This window comes from Chryseobacterium tongliaonense, from assembly GCF_041224435.1.
GTDB lineage: Bacteria > Bacteroidota > Bacteroidia > Flavobacteriales > Weeksellaceae > Chryseobacterium > Chryseobacterium tongliaoense.
On the sequence record NZ_JBGFFD010000037.1, the window covers coordinates 1 to 532 of the forward strand.

At 37.6% G+C, this 532-nt stretch carries 1 pseudogene; it reads left to right on the plus strand.

The window, feature by feature from the left end:
• Window positions 1–532, plus strand: a pseudogene (locus tag AB8P06_RS20635) (T9SS type A sorting domain-containing protein); the annotation flags it as partial.

Below are 532 nucleotides of genomic sequence, written 5' to 3' on the forward strand. Positions count from 1 at the left end.
ATCAAATCCTCTACACAGGATTTTTTAAGCCAGGTAACCACAACTATAGATCAGCAGTATCTAATTACAGGAAGCAGTATTCAGGCTTCTAAACTTTCTACAGACAATAAACAAAACAATGGTTACGATTTTCATTTGGTTAAGCTTAATCAGCAGGGTGAACAGGTCTGGGAAAAATATTTTTCCGGAAAGAACCATGATTTTTTATCTGCAACTGTAGCTACCCAGGAAGGTGGATTTCTTTTGGCTGGAACTTCATATTCCGGAAAAGGACTGGATAAAAAAGAAGATTCCAAAGGGGGATCTGACATTTGGCTTCTCAGGATCAATGAATTCGGGGATGAATTATGGCAGAAAACTCTGGGTGGTTCTTCTGATGAAGAGGCAAGATCAGTGATTCAGACTACAGACTTAGGATTTTTTGTGACTGGAAATGTTCAGAATGCTGCTAAAGGTTATGGTTCTAAAGACATTTTAATCATAAGACTTGACAAAGACGGAAAAGAAATCTCACAACTTATTTTAGGAGGAA